This is a genomic window from Serratia sp. SCBI, assembly GCF_000747565.1.
Lineage (GTDB): Bacteria > Pseudomonadota > Gammaproteobacteria > Enterobacterales > Enterobacteriaceae > Serratia > Serratia ureilytica.
In genome coordinates, this window is record NZ_CP003424.1 from 2,060,957 (window position 1) to 2,082,850 (window position 21,894).

18 protein-coding genes and 2 pseudogenes are annotated in these 21,894 nt (G+C 58.3%); 11 read left to right on the plus strand and 9 right to left on the minus strand.

Annotated features, from left to right (window positions below; translation table 11 throughout):
- Positions 1 to 6 precede the first annotated feature (6 nt).
- Positions 7 to 297, minus strand: a complete 291-nt coding sequence (locus SERRSCBI_RS24705) for a hypothetical protein (protein ID WP_127897190.1) — start codon at positions 295 to 297, stop codon at positions 7 to 9.
- A gap of 57 nt (positions 298 to 354) precedes the next feature.
- Between SERRSCBI_RS24705 and pepT the strand changes: the two genes are divergently transcribed.
- From pepT to SERRSCBI_RS09655, 6 genes and pseudogenes are all read left to right on the plus strand, one after another.
- Positions 355 to 1,584: a peptidase T gene (gene pepT / locus SERRSCBI_RS09630; protein WP_033642773.1), complete on the plus strand. Its 1,230-nt coding sequence runs from the start codon at positions 355 to 357 to the stop codon at positions 1,582 to 1,584.
- Between the two features lie 341 nt (positions 1,585 to 1,925).
- Positions 1,926 to 3,041, plus strand: coding sequence for a tail fiber domain-containing protein (locus tag SERRSCBI_RS09635; protein WP_042784271.1), 1,116 nt, complete (start codon positions 1,926 to 1,928; stop codon positions 3,039 to 3,041).
- A gap of 107 nt (positions 3,042 to 3,148) precedes the next feature.
- A pseudogene (locus tag SERRSCBI_RS09640) lies at positions 3,149 to 5,300 on the plus strand (S-type pyocin domain-containing protein).
- A gap of 2 nt (positions 5,301 to 5,302) precedes the next feature.
- Positions 5,303 to 5,560, plus strand: coding sequence for a bacteriocin immunity protein (locus SERRSCBI_RS09645; RefSeq protein WP_042784274.1), 258 nt, complete (start codon positions 5,303 to 5,305; stop codon positions 5,558 to 5,560).
- 216 nt (positions 5,561 to 5,776) lie between these two features.
- The gene (locus tag SERRSCBI_RS09650) at positions 5,777 to 6,265 is read left to right on the plus strand and encodes a colicin D domain-containing protein (protein ID WP_232230761.1); all 489 of its coding nucleotides are present in this window, start codon (positions 5,777 to 5,779) and stop codon (positions 6,263 to 6,265) included.
- Positions 6,262 to 6,543 (plus strand): colicin immunity domain-containing protein, encoded by a 282-nt coding sequence (locus SERRSCBI_RS09655; protein ID WP_033640608.1) that lies wholly within the window; start codon positions 6,262 to 6,264, stop codon positions 6,541 to 6,543. The genes SERRSCBI_RS09650 and SERRSCBI_RS09655 overlap by 4 nt, the downstream gene beginning before the upstream one ends.
- A gap of 415 nt (positions 6,544 to 6,958) precedes the next feature.
- On the opposite strand, the gene SERRSCBI_RS09660 is transcribed toward SERRSCBI_RS09655, so the two are convergent.
- From SERRSCBI_RS09660 to phoP, 4 genes are all read right to left on the minus strand, one after another.
- Entirely contained in the window at positions 6,959 to 7,744 is a 786-nt protein-coding gene (locus SERRSCBI_RS09660; protein ID WP_049866674.1) for an ATP-grasp domain-containing protein, read from the minus strand.
- Between the two features lie 271 nt (positions 7,745 to 8,015).
- Positions 8,016 to 9,137: a cupin domain-containing protein gene (locus SERRSCBI_RS09665; protein WP_004941161.1), complete on the minus strand. Its 1,122-nt coding sequence runs from the start codon at positions 9,135 to 9,137 to the stop codon at positions 8,016 to 8,018.
- 84 nt (positions 9,138 to 9,221) lie between these two features.
- A complete protein-coding gene (gene phoQ / locus SERRSCBI_RS09670; RefSeq protein WP_049866675.1) occupies positions 9,222 to 10,631 on the minus strand; it encodes a two-component system sensor histidine kinase PhoQ in 1,410 nt (469 codons plus the stop codon).
- Positions 10,632 to 10,685: 54 nt separating this feature from the next.
- Positions 10,686 to 11,357, minus strand: a complete 672-nt coding sequence (phoP, locus tag SERRSCBI_RS09675) for a two-component system response regulator PhoP (RefSeq protein ID WP_004941169.1) — start codon at positions 11,355 to 11,357, stop codon at positions 10,686 to 10,688.
- Between the two features lie 378 nt (positions 11,358 to 11,735).
- Here phoP and SERRSCBI_RS09680 point away from each other — a divergent pair, with 378 nt between their 5' ends.
- Positions 11,736 to 12,755 (plus strand): ADP-ribosylglycohydrolase family protein, encoded by a 1,020-nt coding sequence (locus SERRSCBI_RS09680; protein WP_042784277.1) that lies wholly within the window; start codon positions 11,736 to 11,738, stop codon positions 12,753 to 12,755.
- Between the two features lie 4 nt (positions 12,756 to 12,759).
- On the opposite strand, the gene SERRSCBI_RS09685 is transcribed toward SERRSCBI_RS09680, so the two are convergent.
- Positions 12,760 to 13,524: a GntR family transcriptional regulator gene (locus tag SERRSCBI_RS09685; RefSeq protein ID WP_042784278.1), complete on the minus strand. Its 765-nt coding sequence runs from the start codon at positions 13,522 to 13,524 to the stop codon at positions 12,760 to 12,762.
- Between the two features lie 139 nt (positions 13,525 to 13,663).
- Between SERRSCBI_RS09685 and SERRSCBI_RS09690 the strand changes: the two genes are divergently transcribed.
- The 3 genes from SERRSCBI_RS09690 (at position 13,664) to SERRSCBI_RS09700 (ending at position 16,467) form a co-directional block, all read left to right on the plus strand.
- The gene (locus SERRSCBI_RS09690) at positions 13,664 to 15,178 is read left to right on the plus strand and encodes a PLP-dependent aminotransferase family protein (RefSeq protein WP_042784280.1); all 1,515 of its coding nucleotides are present in this window, start codon (positions 13,664 to 13,666) and stop codon (positions 15,176 to 15,178) included.
- A 116-nt stretch (positions 15,179 to 15,294) separates the two neighbouring features.
- On the plus strand, positions 15,295 to 15,747 hold the full coding sequence (locus SERRSCBI_RS09695; RefSeq protein WP_033652064.1) for a GNAT family N-acetyltransferase: 453 nt from the start codon (positions 15,295 to 15,297) through the stop codon (positions 15,745 to 15,747).
- Between the two features lie 15 nt (positions 15,748 to 15,762).
- Positions 15,763 to 16,467, plus strand: coding sequence for a GNAT family N-acetyltransferase (locus SERRSCBI_RS09700; RefSeq protein WP_042784281.1), 705 nt, complete (start codon positions 15,763 to 15,765; stop codon positions 16,465 to 16,467).
- A gap of 51 nt (positions 16,468 to 16,518) precedes the next feature.
- On the opposite strand, the gene purB is transcribed toward SERRSCBI_RS09700, so the two are convergent.
- Positions 16,519 to 17,889, minus strand: a complete 1,371-nt coding sequence (gene purB / locus SERRSCBI_RS09705; RefSeq protein WP_042784282.1) for an adenylosuccinate lyase — start codon at positions 17,887 to 17,889, stop codon at positions 16,519 to 16,521.
- A gap of 22 nt (positions 17,890 to 17,911) precedes the next feature.
- Positions 17,912 to 18,538: a high frequency lysogenization protein HflD gene (gene hflD / locus SERRSCBI_RS09710; protein WP_033642780.1), complete on the minus strand. Its 627-nt coding sequence runs from the start codon at positions 18,536 to 18,538 to the stop codon at positions 17,912 to 17,914.
- 331 nt (positions 18,539 to 18,869) lie between these two features.
- On the opposite strand from hflD, the gene kup reads away from it, so the two are divergent.
- On the plus strand, positions 18,870 to 20,738 hold the full coding sequence (gene kup / locus SERRSCBI_RS09715) for a low affinity potassium transporter Kup (protein ID WP_033642781.1): 1,869 nt from the start codon (positions 18,870 to 18,872) through the stop codon (positions 20,736 to 20,738).
- Between the two features lie 51 nt (positions 20,739 to 20,789).
- On the opposite strand, the pseudogene mnmA reads toward kup, so the two are convergent.
- A pseudogene (mnmA, locus tag SERRSCBI_RS09720) lies at positions 20,790 to 21,889 on the minus strand (tRNA 2-thiouridine(34) synthase MnmA).
- Between the last annotated feature and the right edge of the window lie 5 nt (positions 21,890 to 21,894).

Sequence of the window (21,894 nt, forward strand, 5' to 3'; positions counted from 1 at the left end):
ATCGTCTTACTCTATCCCGTGGGCTAATGCAGATAGAACCGCAACTGGAAAAGACTGCCGGAGCTTGCGGGCATGCCCGCGATTCAAAAGAAGCTCAAACCAGTTGCGCCAATGGAAATTTTTCGAGCGCGCATGATAGACGCTGAATGCCGGAATTGAAAGCCGATCCGGCCCAGATGCCGCGTTTTTCATCATGATAGCGACAAATGACCCTGTGATGACAGCGTTATTTCCCTCTGAAATCATCACAAAGATTAATGATATTGGCGAATTCTGGTTAAAAATGACCTGACGCAATATTTGATCCTGATCGGTTCAGCATAATGAAACGCGATATTCTGAGGGGCCGCTACCATGGATAAATTACTTGACCGCTTTTTCAACTACGTCTCTTTCGACACCCAGTCCAAAGCGAACGTAAAGCATGTGCCGAGCACCGACGGGCAGTTGAAGCTGGCGCGTGCGTTGCAGCAGGAAATGATCGCGCTCGGCTTCGAGCGGGTGTCGCTCAGCGAGCACGGCTGCGTGATGGGCACCTGGCCGGGCAACGTCGCCTGGCCGGTGCCGGCGGTCGGTTTTATCGCCCATCTGGATACTTCGCCGGATTTCAGCGGCAAACACGTCAATCCGCAGATCGTCGAGAACTATCGCGGCGGCGATATTGCGCTCGGTATTGGCGATGAAGTGCTGTCGCCGGTGATGTTCCCGATCCTGCACCAGATGTTGGGGCAGACCCTGATCACCACCGACGGCAAAACGCTGCTGGGCGCCGACGACAAGGCCGGCATTGCCGAGATCCTCACCGCCATGGCGCGCCTGCGCGCGCGCAAAATCCCGCACGGCGACATCCGCGTGGCCTTCACCCCGGATGAAGAGGTGGGCAAGGGGGCGCAGCTGTTCGACGTGGCGGCCTTCAATGCCGAATGGGCTTACACGGTGGACGGCGGCGGCGTCGGTGAGCTGGAGTGCGAAAACTTCAATGCCGCCTCGGTGACGATCAAAATCCTCGGCAACAGCGTGCACCCCGGCAGCGCCAAGGGCGTGATGGTCAACGCGCTGTCGCTGGCTACCCGCATTCATCAGGCGCTGCCGGCGGACGAAACGCCGGAGACCACCGAGGGTTACCAGGGCTTTTACCACCTCAGCAGCATCAAGGGCAGCGTGGAACGCGCCGAAATGCACTACATCCTGCGCGACTTCGAGCGCGAGGGATTCGAGGCGCGCAAACGCAAGATGGTGGAGATCGCCCGCGAGGTCGGCAAAGGCCTGCCGCGCGATTGTTATATTGAAGTCAGCATCGAAGACAGTTATTACAACATGCGCGAACAGGTGGCGGAGCATCCGCACGCGATCGCGCTGGCGCAGCAGGCGATGCGCGACTGCGACATCGAACCGGTGATGAAACCGATCCGCGGCGGCACCGACGGCGCGCAGCTGTCGTTCCGCGGCCTGCCGTGCCCGAACCTGTTCACCGGCGGCTACAACTACCACGGCAAGCACGAATTCGTGACGCTGGAGGGCATGGAGCAAGCGGTAGCGGTGATTATGCGCATCGCGGCGCTGGCCGCCGAGCGGGCGCGGTAAACACCTTCGTTCCCCGGCCGGCTTGCGCCGGCCCGCATTCCCTTTTCTGATACGCCCGGCGGGCTCTGCCTGCCCGCCGTTCTCTTCTTCTGCTCTCTTTATGACTCCCAGTCTCATGGTTGTTTCGTTCACCACACAACCCGCGGTGAGGGAATCCCATTATCCTTCGAGATAAAGTGCTGTTTATGCATACAGTATTGCTGTGTGCTTAACCGGTTTTACAGCTTCGGTGCGGTGAGCCCAGTGGCCAGGGGATGCTGGGGGAATGAGCGCTGTTAACCGCCATCAAACAGGACGTAAGAGGGTAACAATCATGGCAGAAGAAAAGAAAAAATGCTCAGGTGATTAACGGCGTTAACGACGATATTGCCGAACTGAAGTCGCTGTCTACGCTGCGCCAGCGCGTGGTCAGCGACGGTGAAATCGTCTCCAAATCGGCCAACGGTTTTCGGCTGGCAAATGGCAATACCGGCGTGATGCTGCGCAACGACGGCGAAGCTTTTTACTTACTGACAACCCCTGCCGGGCAAGCTCAAAACGGACAATGGAACACCTTGCGTCCTTTCGCTTTCAGCTTGGCTTCCGGCAGGGTTGCACTCGGTAACGGCGTTGATATTTCCGGTGGAGCGATGGTATCGCATAACGCGGGCATTCGGGCGGTGATAACTGGGCCAGCGCCGCTGATCAATGGGCAAATGTACTCTGCGCCTCCGGTATATACCGATTTCACCAGCGGCAACAAAACCACCACCATGATGATGGGCTCACGGGTTGTCGCCGGTAAAGAAGACTACGGTTTGCTTTCGTACCGCGATTGGCAAGGGAACTGGAACGAGCTGCAAGTGAGATCGAATAGCGAGCTTTCTGTCGGGCAGTTGGTAAAGCGTAACGCCAATGGTTGGATCGTGGCCGCAGGTAACTTCGACACTAATAATAATGCCGATCGTATTACCAACGCGATGCGTATACAGGGCAAGGGCGATCTGTTTGCCGACTTTTATCATTATGAACGCATCGGTCAGCACCACTTTGTGGGGCTGCACGTGGCTAACGGCGGGGCGCAAGGATGGTATGAATTCCGCAACGACGGCCACGCCTACGCCAACGGCGCATGGCACAGCAGCTCCGATGCCCGCATGAAAACGGACATCACCCAAATTGACGGCGCATTGGACAAGCTGGCTGGTATCGGCGGCTACACCTATCTCAAACAGGGCGTGCCGGAAGCCGGGGTGATCGCTCAGGAAGTGGAGAACGTGTTGCCGCAGTCGGTCACCCAAACCGAATTGAAGCTCAACGACGGCAGCGTGCTCAAGGATGCCCGGGGCATCAATATCAACGGTGTGGTGGCGCTGCTGGTTGAGGCGCTGAAGGAAGAGCGCTCACTTCGAGATGCCGAGCGCGAAGCATTTGAAGCTCGATTGGTTGCTTTGGAAAAAGCGATTGTGAACGCCTGATTAATAAAATTTTTGTAGGTTGTGCAGAGTATTAATCGATGGTGCTGCTGGTAATAAGCACTTAAGAATTTACTCTGCTGCCGAATAACGAAATAAAGGACTGACACATGAGTGGCGGAGATGGAAAAGACAGCCGTGGCCCAACTGGCGGTGTTAAAGGTGGGGCTTCAGATCAGGGGCCCAATGTAGGGCACGGTGGATCTATGGATATAAATATTCCTGGCATGGGGGATGTGCATATCGATGGAGTACACGGTTTAAATCCCGGTAAAGATAATAGTACCAACTGGGATGGTGGTAATGGGAACGGTAATGGTGGCAGGGACAGTAGCAGCAGTGGAGATTCCCAAGGAGCGGCAATACGGCGACAGGTTAACGCTATCAAAAATGACCCTAAAGTTAGTAATATACTGAAGGAGTTACAAAAAAAAGTACGTACGGTTACAACTTATGCAAAGGTAGCGTTGAAAAGTGTTGAGGCTGACGGAAAAATACAGGTGCAAGTTGGTGAAATTCGTACAGCCGATGAAGCCGCCGTCAGCAAGGCTATTTCCTCTGTCCCACAAGTTAAAAATGTACTTGGCGTGGGGTTGCCTGCTCAAGGCGGAATCGTGTTCGCTGGCAATATCGATACCAATCATAGAATCGGTAATTATCAGAGCGTACCCAACGGCAACAATAACGGCAACAATTCTGCCGCAGAGGATAAGGCGCCATTAGCCACCTATTCCGAGGTGCTTAATGGAACAATTCCTCCGGGTTTCTGGCTTGATAATAATAGGGTGATGACCGAAGTTACGGAACAGTATGAGATCAACGGCGGCGGAAAAGGGAGCGATCGCACAGGCTACCGGCAACGTAATGTCGAAGTGCCTTCTTTAACCTCAGCCTATCAACAATTTAAACAGGTAGAACGAGAAGTGGCCGAAGAGGCTCGTAGAGCCGAGGAAGCCCGTAAAGCTGAAGAAACTCGCAAGGCCGAGGAAGCCCGTAAAGCCGAAGAAGCACGTAAAGCTGAAGAAGCCCGCAAGGCGGAAGTCGCCAGAAAAGCGTTGTTCGCCAAAGCGGGGATTCTGGATGCACCGGCCTACTCTCCGGAAAAGCTAAAAGCGGCCAATGCGGCGTTGTCCGCCGCAGGCGCCATGGTGCTTAACCGTGCGCCTGCGATGCTGCAGACGTCGATGGTAGGGCAAGGTGTGATGACGACCACAAGCGAACTGGCCGGCTGGGCAGCGAGTGCGTCGTGGCGGGCGGCCTCCGAAGTCGGCAGTATACGCGCTGGCACCGCGGTCGCCGCCGGATCGGTGCTGGGGGCTTTTGCCCTCGGCTTTTACCCGACGGAGGCCGGAGCCGGGAGTGCCCAGGTGCCCGGGCGGGATGTCAATCTGTTTGCCCTTCAGGCGAGCCTGGCGGCGGCGGGCAGGGCGACCATCCAGCCCGGCATGACCTCGGTCGATTTGCCGGTGCGCGGATTTATCACCACTGACGATGACGGGAGACAGAGCGTTAACTTCGTCAGAACGGGCGTCGGCGGTGTATCGCCGAGTGTGCCGGTATTCAGACCTGTTCGCGATGAGCTGACGGGGCTGGACAAAATCACGCTGCCGGCGGTGGCGGGCGCGCCGGCCAGAACGATACTGATCAACCCGGTGCCGACCGGGCCGGCAGCGCCGGCGCATACCGGCAACGGCTCACCGGGGCCTAAGTCGCCAGTGCATACCGGCACCGGCATCAGGCAGGCGGACAGCATCGTGGTCACCACCTTCCCGGCGGATGTGGTGCAGGATCTGCAAGACTTTATCCTGTGGCAGCCGGATGCGCTGGAAACCGGAGTTGAAGCTGTCTATGTGATGGTGCGCAGTCCGAGATATACTCCGGGTAAAGTGAGCGGCAAAGGACAGCAAGTGGGAGACGGCTGGTTGAATTCAGCAGGTCAGGAACTGGGTTCCCCGGTTCCCCGTCAGATTGCGGACAAACTGCGTGGGCGGGAGTTTGCGAGCTTTGACGCGTTTCGTAAGGCGTTCTGGACTGAGGTGGGGAAAGATCCTGAGCTGAGCAAACAATTTATTCCAGCTAATAAAAAAACGAATGAGCCAAGGGTTGGCTCCACGTGCTAGAAATAAAGATACTGTTGGGGGGCGGCGTTCATTCGAACTTCATCATGATAAACTAATCAGTCAGGATGGTGGAGTCTATGATATGGACAATCTCCGTGTGCTTACACCTAAACACCATATTGACATTCATAGAGGTAAATAGTAATGGAACTGAAAAAAAACATCAGTGATTACACTGAAATTGAATTCAAAAAACTCATTGAAGCAATCATTAATTGTGACGGAGATGAGAAAACTCAAGATAACAACCTCGAGAGTTTTATCAATATTACTGAGCACCCTAGTGGTTCAGATCTAATTTATTATCCAGAAGGAAATAATAATGGAAGCCCTGAAGCCGTTATCGAAGAAATTAAGGAGTGGCGAACCAAAAATGGCAAGCCTTGCTTCAAACAAGGGTAACTACGTTTAATCATCTTATGATTAATAAATGGTGATGAGCATTTCATCTGCGTCCAGCAAACTAGCGTTTTTTGGGCGTTTTTTTCGCATTTCAATCAACTAATCTAGTTATCAGAAGGTGTTACGTAGTTTGAGTTAAACTCCGGGTAAAGTGAGCGCCAGAGGGCAGTAAGGGGGGCCGCTGGTTGCATAAAGCGGATCTGGAACTGGTTTCTCTTGTTCCAAGCCAAATCGCCAGTGCATACCGGCACCGGCATCAGGCAGGCGGACAGCATCGTGGTCATCACCTTCCCGGCGGATGTGGTGCAGGATCTGCAAGACTTTATCCTGTGGCAGCCGGATGCGCTGGAAACCGGAGTTGAAGCTGTCTATGTGATGGTCAGTGATCCGCTGGACTCGGGGTGTTTTACGCGTCAGCAACTGGATAAAAAGTACAAGCACGCGAGTGACTTTGGTGTTGCGGACACTAGAAAAAACAGAGAGACTCTGACTCAATATCGCGATGCGCTAGAGGCCCATTTGAATGATAAAGATACGGTAGAGAGAGGGACTTACATAAGAGAAAAAGACTCCAAAGTCTTTTTTAACTCAAGGACCAATAATGTTGTTGTAATTAGACGTGATGGATATTTCTCGACGGGAATGAAATTAAGCCCTGGGACGCCACAGTATAAAAACCATATGGAAAAAGGAGTACTGTTATGAGTATGAAGTTGATTGAAATCGCGCAGGCATTACTCGACTCTAAATTAACCGCTGATGAGTATGAGTCACAGTATCTTAATGTGTGGAGGAAAGAGCGCGATGACGGGACATTAAGAAATGATAGTAATGATGTTGGGTATTGTGCAGCAGAGCTTTTCAGCTTGGCGGATTGCTATACATCTTCCCCAAATCGGGATGGTAGCGATTTGGATGAGAATGAACTCAAGATAGAGGTAAAGAAAACGCTCGAGAAGTATAATTTTCTCAAAAAAGAGTAAGTTCTATATGTTTTATAAATGAATACGCACACTCTGCCATCACGACGATGATAAAGAGGGGGGGCTTCGCACCCAGTAAAGAAAATTTACTGGGTGTTTTTACCTACTCATGTTTGCTTATGGTGAGCATCAGTATTGTAGTCAGATATTCTAATATTGCTGATTTAGATGTGTCGAGACGTTTGCTTATCTGGAAATCTGCTGCGATAGATGCTGTCAGGCCGGAAAGAATGCCCTTTTAACATAGCGCATTTTTTTGCACTAATACCCCCAGTGCATACTGGGGAGGTAGTGACATCACATATCGATAAGGTACAGCGATGCAGACGGCCAGCATCACCTGGTTATTCACACGATGGAGGTTTTTGGGGATACACTTGGCCTTACTTATAACCACTCGAATTTAATGGGGTGGTTAACCGCCTGCTATACAAAATGCAGTAACCAGGTCTGCAACGCTCCACTCTTTGGTATCTGATACCTGGCCATCGCCTATTTCGATTAGGCGCAATTCGCCATTGGCATTTTTGGCGATATCGATCGAATAAAAAGGCGTTTTAATACGCGATGCGATCTGATGAACGATGTCAGGTATTTCACCATCGGCGGAAAAAACCTGGCCGTTAAGCGAAAAGTATCGGCGCTCACTGTCGTCAAACAAGTTTTCAAAGCGTCTTAAGCTAACGCCGCCTTCAAGCTCCCCTCTGTAATGCATAATCAGTTTAAGAATCTCTCTGATTTCAGCGGCATTGTGAGCTACCGAGCCTCGGGATGTGGTCAGCGATTTCACATAATCCTTAACAAAGTAGGCGGGCCAACAAAGTTGGGTGACCAGAGTGTCGAAATCTGTATCAGCCGTGGTGAGCACGGTCTCTGCGGTATATGACTTACATGGCTCATACCAGCCGGTTATATGGTGATTACGCAAATACTCATCCGGGGACTCAAGCATTTCCCCTCCATTAGCCGTTACCGCACGGTGCAACTGGCGATATTCCTCTGCATTCAACATCCAACCACGCCAGATTACCGGTACGCCTGGTTCAAAGCGGCCCGAAAAACGGGTTTTTCCTAATGCTGCGGCTTCTGAGGAAAGTAGAAAACAGCGTATTCCTCTATCTTTGGCGCAGGTAAACTCTTCGGCAAAATTTTCATCCGGTCTGCCTTGGTTTGAATAATCATCAGGATAAATAATTTGCATGGATAACACCTTGTATTAATTAGTATTGTAAGTAATTCAGTGAATGGCCTTAAAAATAACGTCAGTGGGACTGAGAAGCAATGGTTTGTTTGATTTCATGTGGTATGCATTACTTTCAAAATAATAATGATAGGAGCATTCGTGTGGTGGATAAATTGAGGTCTCGATAGAAACGTATTGTTGAGGGCGGGCCAGCTTTTTCCACCCTAAAGAAAAGGCCCGCATAAGCGGGCCGGTAGACATGTTCAACAGAGGCCACCGCCCCGAGAACTCAGTCGTTAAAGTACCAATAGCCGCTGTTGACCAGCGCGGTCAGCAGCGCCAGGAATGACGGGTCGTCCACCGCGTCGCCGAGCAGGGCGGCGTCGACGCTGAAGTGCTGGCACAGGGCGTCTGCGGCCTGCAGCTGGTCGGTGTCGATCAGTTCGCCGTTGACGAAGCAGCGATCGCCGACGCGCAGCACGCGCAACCCGCCCAGGCGCTGCAGCGCTTCACCCTGTTGCAGCAGTTCGTAGATTTCCCCGGCCTGATACGGCGGCTCCGGCGGCGCCAGATCCAGCTCGTGGCGCGATTGGGAGATAAACTCGCCGAACCAGTGCTGGAAGTGTTCCGGCTGTTGCACCAGATCCAGCATCATCTGCCGTAAGGCGTCCACTTCCTGCGGCAGGATCTCCGCCGGGTGTTCGCGCAGTTTAACGTCCGGATCGCCGTAGCGTTTGCTGCCCAGCTCGCGCGCCAGCACGTAATCGGCGAAGCCGCTCACCAGCTCGCGGCCGTTCGGCGCGCGGAAGCCCACCGAGTAGTTGAGCGCGTTTTCCAGCGCGTAGCCTTCATGCGGGAAGCCCGGCGGAATGTAGAGAATGTCGCCCGGCTCCATCTCTTCGTCGATGATGGCGTCGAACGGCTCTACCTGCAGCAGATCCGGATGCGGGCAGTGCTGTTTCAGCGGCGTTTTTTCCCCGACTCGCCAGCGGCGGCGGCCAGTGCCCTGAATGATGAACACGTCGTACTGATCGAGGTGCGGGCCGACGCCGCCGCCCGGCACCGAGAAGGAGATCATCAGGTCATCCATCCGCCAGTCCGGCAGTTGGCGGAACGGGCGCATCAGCGCTGCGGAAGGCTCATGCCAGTGGTCCACCGCCTGCACCAGCAGCGACCAGTTGTTTTCGCTCAGGTGATCGAAGCTCTCGAAGGGGCCGTGCGCGACCTGCCAACGGCCGTCCTGGTGGCTGACCAGGCGGCTGTCCACTTCGTTTTCCATCGCCAGCCCGGCCAGCTCATCCGGGGAGATCGGATCGATAAAGTTTTTGAAGCCGCGCTTCAGAATCACCGGACGTTTTTGCCAATAACGTTGCAAAAAATCGTTCCAGTCCAGGTCTAATTGATAATCCATGTTCTATTCCAGGAGAGAGGAGTGAGCCTGAGTGCGATTATAACGGAAGTTTGGCCCCGTGGATCGGGGCCGCAGAGGCATAATTTACTCGTTGTGGTGGGTGTCGTGCTGGCGGGCGAAGGTAACCTGCATGCGCGCGCCGCCGAGCGGGCTGTCGCTGATGACGATTTCGCCGTCGTATTGCTCGATGATCTCCGCCGCCACCGACAGGCCAAGGCCCTGGCCGGGACGCAGAGTATCCACCCGCTGGCCGCGCTGGAAGATCAGCTGGCGCTTGCTTTCCGGGATGCCCGGGCCGTCGTCGTCGATGACGAGGATGAGGTTTTTATCGGAATGCAGCGAGGTGATTTCCACGAACTCGAGGCAGTATTTGCAGGCGTTTTCCAACACGTTGCCCATCACTTCCATAAAGTCGTTCTTCTCGCCCATAAAGGTCACTTCCGGCGAGATGTCCAGCGTGATCACCACCCCTTTGCGCTGGTAAACCTTGTTCAGCGCCACCACCAGGCTGTCGAGCAGCGCCGGCACCGAGTGGATCTCGCGCGTCAGCACCGTCTGGCCGGAGTTGATGCTGGCCCGATGCAGGTAGTAACCGATCTGCTGAGAGATGCGCCCGATCTGATCCAGCATGATCGGCTCGGCTTCTTCGATGGTGGTCTGCTTACCGCTGCGCAGCGAGCGCAGGGTGCTTTGCAGCACCGCCAGCGGCGTTTTCAGGCTGTGGGTCAGATCCGACAGGGTGGTGCGGTATTTGGTGTAGCGCTGGCGTTCGTTGCGCACCAGAATGTTCAAATTGCGCACCAGGCCGCGCAGTTCGCTGGGCGGGTTCTCATCCAACTGATCGCGTTCGCCGTTCTCCAGCTCGCCCACCTGATTGACCAGCGCCTTGATCGGCCGCAGGCTCCAGTAAGCCGCCAGCCACAGCAGCGGCACCACCAGCAGCAGGTTGGCCAGCAGCACGTAGCTGAACCACTCCCACACCACGTCTGAGCGCTGCAGCTCCTGCGGAATGCTGTCGACCACCACGATGGTCAACGCCGGCAGCCGCGCCGTGGCGGCATAGGTATTGACCGCCACCGAGTGCGTCAGCGCGTTCTGATCGGTATCGTCATAATTCTTCAGCTGATCCTGCGCTTTGGGGTTGTCCCCCAGCACTTCGCTACTGATGCGGGTATCGGTGTCAATTTCGTAGAAGCCGGACTCCTCCAGCCATTCCTTGTTGATCAGCTTCTCCAGCTCCGGCACCTTGCGCTGGCTCCACAGCAGGTTGCCTTTATCGTCGTAGATAAACACCAGCGTGGGAAAATTGAGATCGATATCGGGAGGAATGGCGATGGTGAGCTTGTTGTCTTTCCACTGCGCCAGGCTGAAGAACAGGTTGCTTTCGCCGCGCAGCAGGCGGAAGGCGGTCTTGTCGAAGCTGACGATGTAGCCGACGACCGCCACCAAACCGTAAGAAAGCGACAGCGCCAGGATCACCCCGGCGGTCGCCATCAGGAAGCGGGCGCGCAGCGAAAACGGTTTTTTTATTCTTGTTGAACATCATGTTCACTTCGCGTCAAAACGATAGCCCTGGCCACGTACCGTGGTGATCACTTCATGCGGGTATTCCGCCTGCACCTTCTTGCGCAAGCGGCCCATCAGCACGTCGATGGTGTGGCTTTCGCGCAGTTCGGCGTCCGGGTAAAGCTGCAGCATCAACGAATCCTTGCTCACCACCTTGCCGGCGTTGCGGATCAGGGTCTCGATGATGGTGTATTCAAAGGCGGTCAACTTGATCTGTTGATCGTTGACGCTCAGTTCGCGGCGCGACAGATCGATCTGGAACGGCGGCAGCACGATCACCTGCGATGCCAGGCCGCTGTTGCGGCGCATCAGCGCCTGCATGCGGGCGATCACTTCTTCCAGGTGGAACGGCTTGGTGACATAGTCGTCGGCGCCGGCTTCCAGCACCGCCACTTTGTCCTGCCAGCTTTCGCGGGCGGTCAGCACCAGGATCGGCAGCTTGGTCTGGTGCGCGCGCCAACGGCGGATCAGGCTCAGGCCGTCTTCGCCCGGCAGGCCGAGATCGACGATGGCGATATCCGGCGCATGCTCCTGCAGGAAATAATCGGCTTCCTTGGCGTCTTCAGCCGCATCGACCTGATGGCCCATCTCGCGCATCTGAACGGAAAGGTGGTGGCGCAGCAAACCATTATCTTCAACAACCAGTACTCGCATGGCGAACTCCTGTGACTGTGCGGGTGAATGTCCTGTCACCCACGCGATAAAAGGGAACACGCTCTGCGGCGTGTCAGGGGATAACGCGGCCACCTGAACCATTTTGGCAAAAAATGCTGAGGTTATGGTAGGTATAACCCGCCCGGCCCGCAAGAGAGCCGAAGCAATGTATTAAAATAAGCGTTATCAATTTGTTCGCCGACATTATCGACAAGCTCTGATAAACGTCGGATAAACAGCGGCGGGGCAACGTTAAACGCAACTTAAACGCGTCGGGCATTGCCGCGAAAGGAAAGTGTGAACCGGAGCGCTTGATAAGCTTTAAAGGTACTAATAAGGTATTATTGAGGTATCGGCATATTTTCTCAGGAGCGATGGATGAAGCAATTAACCCAGGCAGAACGCATAGCGGGCGCATTTTACGGACAGATGCTGGGCGACGCGCTCGGCATGCCTTCCGAGCTGTGGCCGCGCGAGCGGGTTAAGCGCCACTTCGGCTGGATAGACGGCTTCCTCGATGGGCCGGCGGAGAACTCGGCCGCCTGTTACTTCAAGGCCGGGCAATATACCGACGATACCTCGATGGCGTTGGCGCTGGCCGATGCGCTGCTGGAAGCGGAAGGCGAGGTGGTGCCAGAACTGATCGCCCGCAACGTGATCCGATGGGTGGACAGTTTTGACGCCTTCAACAAGAACATTCTCGGCCCCAGTTCCAAACTGGCGTTGAGCGAGCAGAAAGCGGGCACGCCGATCGCCGCGTTGGAAAACAACGGCATCACCAACGGCGCGGCGATGCGCATTTCGCCTTTGGGTTGCGTGCTGCCGTCTGCGTCGCTGGAGGGGTTCTGTCAGCAGGTGTGGCTGGCCTCCAGCCCGACGCACAAATCCGACATCGCCGTCGCCGGTGCCGTGGCGATCGCCTGGGCGGTTTCGCGTGCGGTGGAGGGGGCGGACTGGGCCTCGATTCGTCTGGCGTTGCCGGGCGTAGCGGAGTATGCCCAGCGCCGTCAGGTGACGACGTTCAGCCCTTCGCTGGCGGCGCGTATCGAGTTGGCGTTTCAGGTGGTGGATGAGGCGGCCGATCCCGAACAGGCATCCGAGCGGATATATCAACTGATTGGCGCCGGGGTGAGCACCATCGAGTCGGTGCCGGCGGCGTTGGCGATGGTGCAGTTGGCGCAAACCGATCCTACCCGTTGCGCCGTGCTGTGCGCCAACCTGGGGGGCGATACCGACACCATCGGCGCGATGGCCACCGCTGTCTGCGGCGCGCTGCACGGCGCCGAAGCGATGGATCCTGCGCTGCTGGCGCAGTTGCAGCGGGTGAATCCACTGGACGTCGAGGCGTATGCCCAGGCGTTCGTGCGTTTTCGCCGCCGTCGGCAGGGCGAGGCGTAACGGATCAGCTTTCGCTGGTAAATTCGTACATGTCGCTGCGGCAGAAGCTTTCGCTGTATTCGATAGGCTTCTTGCGGTGGTCGAACAGCGTCTGGCGCACGATCAGCAGCGGCATCGGTTCTGATAATTGCAGCGCCCGGCGGATGTCGTCATCGGCCATGGCCGCGCTGACCTGGCTGCGCAGCGATCCCATCTCCACGTTACTTCGGCGGAAGTAGTCATAGAGCGAAATGCCAATCTCGTCGACGTTGGCAATCGCCGCCGCCACCACGTAGGACACCGCCACCGACATCGGCTGCCGATCGAGAAAGTGAATGCGTTTGAGTTGATAGATCGGCGTTCCGGTCGCCAGCTGGAGCTTTTCCGCCAGTTCGGCGCTGGCCGGCACCCGTTCGCGGCTGAGCCATTGCGTGTCCGGCCGGCGCCCTTGTTGCATCACCTCGCGCGAGAACCCTTTGACGTCCGCTAATGAATAGCGCAGCTTCGGCGCGGCCCGTTGCGCCTGGATGAAAGTGCCGTAACCGCGTGAACGGCCGATGATGCCGTCTTGCTCGAGACAGGCCAGCGCTTTGCGCACCGTGATGCGCGAGATGCCGAGCCGTTCGGTAAACAGACGCTCGCTGGGCAGGAAATCCCCCGCGTTCAGCAATCCTTGCTCGATGGCCTGGCGCACCGAGGCGTTAAAGCGCAAATACAGCGGCATCGCGCCCGCGCTGGCCAGATCCTGCAGCAGTTTTTCCAGCAGACGCTGGTTGGTCTCCTTGCTCATAGCCGACGGAAATCCTGTAGCCTCAATGCAATGGCTTATTTAAGGGGATTTCGCCGGGCAGCGCAACTGCCGCCGCCGAGAGGATGAAATAAGGTAGAGTAGTGTGCAATCGCCCCGAGTTTGGAGAAACAGACAGCCCATGAGTGACCACCCATCCTGCGCGGACGACGCGGCAATCCTGGCGGCCTTCACCCAGCAGCGTCAGCAGGGGCTGACCCGACGTTCGGCGCTGCATCAGGCCCTGTTGCGGCTCATCACCGCCGGGGAACTGCCGTGGCGGGCGAAGCTGCCGCCAAGCCGCGCATTGGCGCCCCGGCTGGGAGTGGCGCGCGATACGGTGGAGCAGACCTACGCGCGGCTGGAGGCGGAGGGATACATCAGCCGGGCGGTGGGGCGCGGCAGCTATGTTCGCTATCGCTGCGATACGCTGCTCGGCCGTGAACTGCTGGCGACGCAGGCGGGCCAGGAGGCGCGGCTGGCGGAACGCGAGCTAAGCGATCGCGGCCGGGCGTTGCTGGCGGTCAGCCATACGCCGCACACCAGCCGTCAGGCGTCGCTGACGCCCTCGCTGGCTGATCTGCGGGCGTTTCCCATCGATTCGTGGCTGCAGTGGGAAAAGCAGGCGCTGCGGCGGCACGGCGAGCGGCTGTTGGGGTATACCGATCCGCAGGGCTTGCCGGAGCTGCGTGCGGAGATCGCGCACTATTTGCAGCGGGAGCGGGGCGTCAAGGCGACGGCGGAGCAGGTGATCGTGGTCACCAGCTCTCAGCAGGCGCTGGCGCTGTGCACGCAGGTGCTGTTCGATCCCGGCGATGCGGTATTCGTCGAAGAGCCGGGTTACCAGGGGGCGAAAAAACTGGTGCAGTCGGCGGGGCTGCAGGCGCGGCCGATCGGCATCGATGAGCAAGGGCTGGACGTCGGGCAACTGATGCAGGCTTCGGGCGGCGGGCGGGGCGTTTACATCACGCCGTCCCATCATTACCCGCTGGGATACTCGCTGAGCCTCGAGCGGCGCCTGGCGCTGTTGCAGTGGGCCCAGCGCCGGCGGGCCTGGATCATCGAAGACGATTACGACGCCGAGTTCAACTACGATCGACAAACCAAGGCGGCGCTACAGGGGCTGGACAGCGGCGGGCGCACGCTGTATATCGGCACCTTCAGCAAGACGCTGTTTCCGGGGCTGCGCATCGGTTTCATGATCGCGCCGCCGCAGCTGGTGCGGCCATTGGTCGCCGCCAGGCAGTTTCAGGACGGCTACACGTCAGCACTGGCGCAGATGACGCTGTTCCACTGCCTGCACGAGGGCGGCTACGCCGAGCATCTGCGCAATATGCGCACGCTGTACAAGGCGAGGCTGGACGTCCTGTACGACGCGGTACATCGCCATCTCGCGCCCTGGACGCGCCCGGCCTTGCCGCAGGGTGGCCTGCAGCTGGTTTGCCCGCTGGCGGATGCGGCGACGGAGCGGCGGCTGGTGGCGGCGGCGGCCGAGCGGGGAATACGATTGTACGGCCTGGCGGATTTCTACACCGGCGCGCCGCAGCGCGGGGCGCTGGTGCTCGGTTTCTCGGCCTATGCGCCGGACGAGATCGTGCGCTTTATCGCCACGCTGGCGCAGGTGTTCAACGCGCTGCCGCGGGAAAACGGCGGTTAAAATTGGTCTGCTCGGCGTTTTGAATTGGTCCGTATTACACCGTCGCTGCGCGGTGTATCCTGCCGCTATTCGGTTATTTCCCTAATGGAAATAATATCTTAACCCCGTGAGGCGCTATGAACCCATCAAATCGTGAAGTGACTATCCGCAGAATCAATGGCGACGACAGAGCGCAATGGCTGGCGTTGTGGCAGGGCTATCTCGACTTCTACCGCGCCGACGTGGCGCCGCAGGTGACCGATCGCACCTTCGAACGGTTGGGGCAGGATGAACAGGTGTACGGGCTGGTGGCGGAGGATGCCGACGGCCGGCTGCTGGGGCTGATGAACCTGGTATTCCATCCGTCCACCTGGAGTGCGGTGGGCTATTGTTATATCGAAGATCTTTATGTGTCGCCGCAGGCGCGCGGCCATAAAGTGTCGGAAAAACTGTTCGAACAGGCGTATCGGCTGGCGGAGGCGCGCGGCAGCGATCGGGTCTATTGGATGACTCAGGAGTACAACGCGCCGGCGCGTTCGCTGTACGACAAAATCGGCAGAAGAAGTTCGTTTATCGTTTATACCCGTTAACCGCAGGAGGCGCGTATGGCAATGAATCGTTATGGTCAGCCGATTGGCGAACCGATGCCGGATTGGCAGCCGGCTCGCCGCCCGGGCGGCGCAACGCTCGGCGGGCGTTTCTGTTCACTGGCGCCGCTCGAGCCGCAGCGGGATTACGCCGCGCTGTACGATGCTTTCCAGCTGGCGCCGGACGGCCGCGACTGGACCTATCTGTCTATCGAACGGCCCGATACGCCGGCGGCGATGCTGCAGCATCTGGAGACGCTGCAGGCCAACCCGGGGCTGGTCAATCTGACGGTGTTCGACGCCGCCAGCGACGCGCCGATGGGGACGGTGGCGCTGATGCGCATCGACGAGGCCAACGGCGTGCTGGAGATCGGCCACGTCAGCTGGTCGCCGTTGATGAAACAGCGCTCCAGCGCCACCGAAGCCATCGCGCTGCTGCTGCGCTACGCCTTTGATACGCTGGGCTACCGCCGCTGCGAATGGAAGTGCGACAGCCACAACGCGCCGTCGCGCCAGGCCGCGCTGCGCTTTGGTTTCCGTTACGAGGGCAACTTCCGCTTTGCGGTGATCGTCAAGGGGCGCAGCCGGGATACCGACTGGTTCGCCGTCACCGCCGACCGTTGGCCGACGGTGCGGCAGGCGCTGGCGCGTTGGCTGAGTGCCGAGAACTTCGATGCGCAGGGGCGCCAGATAGCCCGGCTGCAGGTGTTGCGCGGCGAATAATAAGCAACAAGGCGGCCCGCGGGCCGCCTTGTCGTTGTGGGTCTAACGCGCTTACTTCAGCTCGTCGACCAGGGTGGTGGCGCGGCCGATGTAGTTGGCCGGGGTCATCGCCTTCAGACGGGTTTTCTCTTCTTCCGGCAGCGCCAGACCGTCGATGAACGCCTGCATGCCGGCGGCGTCCACGCGCTTGCCGCGGGTCAGCTCTTTCAGCTTCTCGTAAGGTTTCTCGATGCCGTAACGGCGCATCACGGTCTGGATCGGTTCGGCCAGCACTTCCCAGTTGTGATCCAGTTCGTCCAGCAGGTGCGCCTGGTTCACTTCCAGCTTGCTGATGCCCTTCAGGGTGGCCTGATAGGCGATCAGCGCATAGCCCAGGCCCACGCCCAGGTTACGCAGCACGGTGGAATCGGTCAGGTCGCGCTGCCAGCGGGAGACCGGCAGTTTGCCCGCCAGGTGGCCCAGCACGGCGTTGGCCAGGCCCAGGTTGCCTTCGGAGTTTTCGAAGTCGATCGGGTTGACCTTGTGCGGCATGGTGGAGGAGCCGATTTCCCCGGCGATGGTCTTCTGCTTGAAGTGGTTCAGGGCGATGTAGCCCCAGATGTCGCGGTCGAAGTCGATCAGAATGGTGTTGAAACGCGCTACGCAGTCGAACAGCTCGGCGATGTAGTCATGCGGTTCGATCTGGGTGGTGTACGGGTTCCAGGTGATGCCGAGCGAGGTCACGAACGCTTCGCTGAACTGATGCCAGTCCACTTCCGGGTAGGCGACGATGTGGGCGTTGTAGTTGCCGACCGCGCCGTTGATTTTACCCATGATCTCCACACGCTCCAGCTGGCGGTACTGGCGCTCCATGCGGTAAGCCACGTTGGCGAACTCTTTGCCGACGGTCGACGGCGTAGCCGGCTGGCCGTGGGTGCGCGACAGCAGCGGGATATCGCGGAATTCCAGCGCCAGCCCTTTCAGCGCATCGATGATTTTACGCCAGTAAGGCAGCACCACGTCCTGACGAGCGCTTTGCAGCATCAGCGCGTGCGACAGGTTGTTGATGTCTTCGGAGGTGCAGGCGAAGTGAATGAACTCGGACACCGCGTGCAGCGCAGGCACCGCCGCCACTTTTTCCTTCAGGAAATACTCGACCGCTTTCACGTCGTGGTTGGTGGTGCGCTCGATGGTTTTGATGCGCTGAGCGTCTTCTTCGTTGAATTCAGCGACGATTTTGTCGAGGAAAGCGTTTGCGTCGGCGTCAAAAGCGGGAACTTCCTTGATTTCTGCGCAGGCGGCCAGTTTTTGCAGCCAACGTACTTCAACCTGTACGCGGAATTTCAGCAGACCGTATTCGCTGAAAATGGGGCGCAGTGCGCTGACTTTATCACCGTAGCGTCCATCAACGGGGGAAACGGCGGTCAGTGAGGATAATTCCATCGGTAGCAACTCCTGGGATCGATTAACAATGAGCAACGATATTTTGCGCCTGCTTGAACAGACGATTACGGGAAAACATTAACTGCAGGCGGCTGCCGCCGACCTGTTGCCACAGCACGGCGGCGCGAATGCCGGCCAGCAGCGTGGCGCGAACTTTGGCCTGCACCTGCGGGTTCTGCAAGATTGCCGGTGAGCCGGTCACCTGGATGCGCGGCCCGAGCGGGCTGACCACGTCGACATAAATGCCGGCCAGCGCGCTGATGATGGTGTCCGACTCAAGATCGAAGTGCGCCAGCTGGCGCTCGAGCTGGCCGAGGCGTTCGCCGAGCGTGTTCATCGCCTGTTTGTTGGCGTTGAGCTTACGCTCCAGCACCATCAGGCTGATGGTGTAGCGGGTCAGTTCCGCGCCCGGCCCTTTGTTGTTGGCGTTAAGCACGCCCATCAGGGTTTCGAGGCCGACCATCAAATTGCGCTCCTCGCCGCCGAACACCGCCAGCGTAGAGGGTGGGTCCATCTGCAGCAGGCTTTTCAGCGAGGTGTGAAACGCTTCGCGGTCGCATTGCCCTTCATGGGCCAATTGCTGAACCAAACGCGCCGACTGGCTGATACCCGCCATGGCCAGCGTGATGTCATAATAATTCTTCGCCACGATGACTCCTGTAAACGCGGTGAACGGTACATGGCTTACTGTATAAGGTTGTGCGTATCGCCAGGGTAACGGCGGCGGCCGCGAACGGTAACGATCGGGCGTGGCTGTAACAACGATGACAACGAATGCCGCGGATCATGCCATAAAATTGAGGGTAAACCCAGCGTCTAATACGCCTGTGGCGAGGCGGATGCGCCGTGCGGCGCAGAACTGCGCAAATAGACGGCGAAAATCGCCGGTGGCGCGGCACGAACTTATTGTTGCGGCGGCAAATAAAGTGCGGCGGCTGCATCTATACTGCCAACGTGACCCCTCAAATAAAGACCTTTATATGCACGTAAAAAACAAGCAGCCGCTGCCGGCGGTGACGCTGGCGGCCATCGGCGTGGTGTACGGTGATATCGGCACCAGCCCGCTGTATACCCTGCGCGAATGCCTGACGGCGGAAGAAGGGATCACCCTGACGCCGACGTCGATCTACGGCTTTCTGTCGTTGATTTTCTGGCTGTTGACGCTGGTGGTGTCGATCAAATACGTCTGCTTCGTGATGCGCGCCGACAACGACGGTGAAGGGGGAATTCTGACGCTGATGTCGCTGGCGATCCGCAAGCTGGATGCGCGCTGGGTGCCGGCGGCGGTGCTGGTCGGGCTGGTGGGCGGCAGCTTCTTTTATGGCGATGGGGTAATTACCCCGGCCATTTCGGTGCTCTCGGCTATCGAAGGCCTGCAGATTATCGCCCCCGAGCTGGACAGCTTTATCGTGCCGCTGTCGCTGCTGGTGTTGACCGCGCTGTTCGCGATCCAGAAACACGGCACCGGCAGCGTCGGCAAACTGTTCGCCCCGGCGATGGTCATCTGGTTCCTGACGCTGGCGCTGCTGGGCATCGGTGGCATTCTGCATCACCCCGGCGTGCTGCGGGCGCTGAACCCTTACTGGGCGGTGAATTTCTTCCTCGAGTACAAGGCCGTGTCGTTCTTCGCGCTGGGCATGGTGGTGCTGTCGGTCACCGGCGCCGAAGCGCTGTACGCCGACATGGGCCACTTCGGCAAGAAACCGATCCGCCTGGCGTGGTTTACGCTGGTGGCGCCGGCGCTGGTGCTGAACTACTTCGGCCAGGGGGCGCTGCTGTTGGCCAACCCGGCGGCGATCAATAACCCGTTCTTCCTGCTGGCGCCCACCTGGGCGCTGATCCCGCTGCTGGTGATCGCCACGTTGGCGACGGTGATCGCCTCGCAGGCGGTGATCTCCGGCGTCTTCTCCCTGACGCGCCAGGCGGTGCGGCTGGGCTACCTGCCGCCGATGCGCATCATCTATACCTCCGATCAGGAGTCCGGGCAGATCTACATTCCGGTGGTGAACTGGCTGTTGTTCGCGGCGGTGTTGATCGTGATTATCAGTTTCAAACACTCCAGCAACCTGGCCTCGGCTTACGGCATCGTGGTGACCGGCACCATGCTGCTGTCGTCGATTTTGCTGAGCATCGTGGCGGTGAAAAACTGGGGCTGGCCGCGCTATCTGGGGGGGCTGATGCTGCTTGCCATGCTGTGCATCGACGTGCCGCTGTTCGGCGCCAACCTGATCAAACTGGCGACCGGCGGCTGGCTGCCGGTGGCGCTGGGGTTGATCATTCTGCTGATCATGCTGACCTGGAAGACCGAGCGCTCGCGCCTGATCCGCCGGCTGCGCGACAACCAGGAAGGGCTGACCGCGCTGATCGAGTCGCTGGAGAAGGCGCCGCCGAAGCGGGTGCCGGGCACCGCGGTGTTTATGGAGCGCACGCCGCATGCGGTGCCGCTGGTGCTGCTGCATAACCTGAAGCACAACAAGGTGTTGCATGAGCGCGTGGTGCTGCTGACTATCGTGACTACCGACATGCCGTATGTGCACAACGTGCAGCGGGTGGCGATCGAACAGCTGTCGACGAGCTTTTGGCGGGTGGTGGCGAGCTACGGCTGGCGCGAAACGCCCAACGTGACGGATATCCTTTATCGCTGCGGCCTGGAAGGGATGAGTTTCACCATGAACGAGACCTCGTTCTTCATGTCGCGCGATACGCTGGTATTGGGCAAGCGCCCCTGGTATCTGCGCGTGCGCGGCAAGGTGTTCCAGCTGTTGCAGCGCAACGCGCTGCGGGCGCCGGATCTGTTCGAAATCCCGCCAAACCGGGTGATCGAACTGGGGGCGCAGGTGGAATTCTGAATAAAAAAAACGCTGCGGTAAACGCAGCGTTTTTCTTGGGCGGCAGGCGAACTACGCCAGGCGCTGTTCGATGATGCCGCCGCCGAGGCAGATTTCGCCCTGGTAGAACACCGCCGACTGGCCGGGGGTGACGGCAGAGACCGGCTCGTCGAAACGCACTTCGATGCGTTCGTCGTCGAGCGGGGTCACGGTGCAAGGGATGTCCTGCTGGCGATAGCGGGTCTTCACCGTACAGCGGAACGGGCCGGTCAGCGGCAGGCGATCAACCCAGTGCAGCTGCTGCGCGATAAGGCCGACTGACATCAGGCGCGGGTGATCGTGCCCTTGCGCGACCACCAGCACGTTATTGGCCACGTCTTTATCCACCACGTACCACGGATCTTCGCTGCTGTCTTTCAGGCCGCCGATGCCTAACCCTTTGCGCTGGCCCAGGGTGTGATACATCAGGCCCTGGTGTTCACCGACGGTCTGGCCGTCGACGCTAACGATCGGGCCCGGCTGCGCCGGCAGGTAGCGGCCGAGGAAGTCGCGGAATTTGCGCTCGCCGATAAAGCAGATGCCGGTGGAGTCTTTCTTCTTGGCGGTGACCAGCTCCAGTTGCTCGGCGATGCGGCGCACCTCCGGCTTCTCCAGTTCCCCAACCGGGAACAGGCTTTGCGCCACCTGCTCGTGGCTCAAGGTATAGAGGAAGTAGCTCTGATCTTTGTTGCCGTCGACGCCGCGCAGCAGGCGGCTTTTGCCGTCCACGTCCTGGCGGCGCACGTAATGGCCGGTGGCGATGAAATCGGCCCCAGGTCTTCGGCGGCGAACTCCAGGAAGGCTTTGAATTTGATTTCTTTATTGCACAGGATGTCCGGGTTCGGCGTGCGGCCGGCCTTGTATTCTTCCAGGAACAGCTCAAACACGTTGTCCCAGTATTCCGCCGCAAAGTTCACCGTGTGCAGTTCGATGCCCAGCTTGTCGCAGACCGCTTGTGCGTCGGCCAGATCGGTCGCGGCGGAGCAGTACTCTTCGTCGTCGTCTTCTTCCCAGTTTTTCATGAACAGCCCAGCGACCTGATAGCCCTGTTGCTGTAACAGATAGGCGGTAACGGAAGAGTCGACGCCGCCGGACATACCGACGATTACTTTTTTCTGGCTGTTGTCTGACATGGGGA

Excerpts from the sequence above, each read along its gene's own strand:
- SERRSCBI_RS09700 (WP_042784281.1), top strand. The coding sequence starts at position 15,763 with ATGGCAATGAATCGTTATGGTCAGCCGATTGGCGAACCGATGCCGGAT.
- phoP (WP_004941169.1), bottom strand. The coding sequence starts at position 11,357 with ATGCGAGTACTGGTTGTTGAAGATAATGGTTTGCTGCGCCACCACCTT.
- phoQ (WP_049866675.1), bottom strand. The coding sequence starts at position 10,631 with ATGGCGACCGCCGGGGTGATCCTGGCGCTGTCGCTTTCTTACGGTTTG.
- SERRSCBI_RS09685 (WP_042784278.1), bottom strand. The coding sequence starts at position 13,524 with ATGAGCAAGGAGACCAACCAGCGTCTGCTGGAAAAACTGCTGCAGGAT.
- kup (WP_033642781.1), top strand. The coding sequence starts at position 18,870 with ATGCACGTAAAAAACAAGCAGCCGCTGCCGGCGGTGACGCTGGCGGCC.
- SERRSCBI_RS09680 (WP_042784277.1), top strand. The coding sequence starts at position 11,736 with ATGAAGCAATTAACCCAGGCAGAACGCATAGCGGGCGCATTTTACGGA.
- SERRSCBI_RS09695 (WP_033652064.1), top strand. The coding sequence starts at position 15,295 with ATGAACCCATCAAATCGTGAAGTGACTATCCGCAGAATCAATGGCGAC.
- SERRSCBI_RS09655 (WP_033640608.1), top strand. The coding sequence starts at position 6,262 with ATGAGTATGAAGTTGATTGAAATCGCGCAGGCATTACTCGACTCTAAA.
- SERRSCBI_RS09690 (WP_042784280.1), top strand. The coding sequence starts at position 13,664 with ATGAGTGACCACCCATCCTGCGCGGACGACGCGGCAATCCTGGCGGCC.
- SERRSCBI_RS09645 (WP_042784274.1), top strand. The coding sequence starts at position 5,303 with ATGGAACTGAAAAAAAACATCAGTGATTACACTGAAATTGAATTCAAA.
- SERRSCBI_RS09660 (WP_049866674.1), bottom strand. The coding sequence starts at position 7,744 with ATGCAAATTATTTATCCTGATGATTATTCAAACCAAGGCAGACCGGAT.
- SERRSCBI_RS09665 (WP_004941161.1), bottom strand. The coding sequence starts at position 9,137 with ATGGATTATCAATTAGACCTGGACTGGAACGATTTTTTGCAACGTTAT.
- purB (WP_042784282.1), bottom strand. The coding sequence starts at position 17,889 with ATGGAATTATCCTCACTGACCGCCGTTTCCCCCGTTGATGGACGCTAC.
- pepT (WP_033642773.1), top strand. The coding sequence starts at position 355 with ATGGATAAATTACTTGACCGCTTTTTCAACTACGTCTCTTTCGACACC.